This is a genomic window from Allobosea sp. CER48 (genome assembly GCF_044752385.1).
GTDB lineage: Bacteria > Pseudomonadota > Alphaproteobacteria > Rhizobiales > Beijerinckiaceae > Allobosea.
Genome location: NZ_JBIWYK010000689.1, coordinates 1 through 1,266 on the forward strand (window position 1 = coordinate 1; position 1,266 = coordinate 1,266).

The window sequence follows — 1,266 nt, forward strand, 5'->3', positions numbered from 1 at the left end:
GCGTCGGCATGACGGTAGCACCTCCGTTGCTTGTCATTGCCGGTGCGGGGTCCGGCAAGACCAACACGCTGGCGCATCGCGTTGCCCATCTCCTGGTCAGCGGCGCCGATCCGCGGCGGATCCTGCTGATGACCTTCTCGCGCCGCGCCGCGTCCGAAATGGCGAAGCGCGTCGAACGGATCGCCCGCAAGGTGCTCGGCGACGGTGCCGGTGTTCTGAGCGACGCCCTCAGCTGGGCGGGCACCTTCCATGGCATAGGGGCGCGCCTGCTACGCGATTGCGCCGACCAGCTCGGCCTCGACCCGGCCTTCACGATCCATGATCGCGAGGATGCTGCCGATCAGATGAACCTGGTCCGGCACGAGCTCGGCTTCTCGAAGACGGAGGCTCGCTTCCCGACCAAGGGAACCTGCCTGGCGATCTATTCGCGCTGCGTGAACGCCGAGTTGCCGATCGAGAAGGTGCTCGGCCAGTCCTACCCCTGGTGCGTGGCTTGGGCGGCCGAGCTGAAGCAGCTCTTCGCCGCCTATGTCGAGGCCAAGCAGCAGCAGAACGTTCTCGATTACGACGATTTGCTGCTCTACTGGGCGCAAGCGATGACCGATCCTGATATCGCTGCGGATATCGGCGCTCGCTTCGACCATGTCATGGTCGACGAATATCAGGACACCAACCGTCTCCAGTCCTCGATCCTGCTGGCGCTGAAGCCCGACGGCAGCGGGCTCACGGTCGTCGGCGACGACGCCCAGTCCATCTACTCATTCCGCGCTGCGACCGTCCGCAACATTCTCGACTTCCCGGCGGCCTTCTCGCCGCCTGCCGAGGTCATAACGCTCGATCAGAACTACCGCTCGACCAGCGCCATACTTGCGGCCGCAAACGCCGTCATCGACCTGGCGGCCGAGCGCTTCACCAAGAACCTCTGGACGGATCGCGCTGCCGGATCGCCGCCACAACTCGTCCATGTGCGCGACGAGGCCGACCAGGCCCGCTTCATTGCCGAGCGGGTGCTGGAGAACCGGGAAGGCGGCTCCACGCTGAAGCAACAGGCAGTGCTGTTCCGGGCTTCGCATCATAGCGGGCCGCTCGAGATCGAACTCACCCGCCGGAACATCCCCTTCGTCAAGTTCGGCGGCCTCAAGTTCCTCGACAGCGCCCATATCAAGGATCTGCTTGCGTTGCTGCGCTTCATCGAGAACCCGCGCGATCGCGTCGCCGGGTTTCGCGTCTTGCAGCTCATCCCGGGCGTCGGGCCGACATCGGCCC

1 protein-coding gene is annotated in these 1,266 nt (G+C 65.2%); it reads left to right on the plus strand.

Annotated features, from left to right (window positions below):
* The coding region (locus ACIPIA_RS16595) for an ATP-dependent helicase (protein WP_400511074.1) at nucleotides 1–1,266 on the plus strand (1,266 nt) is incomplete at both ends.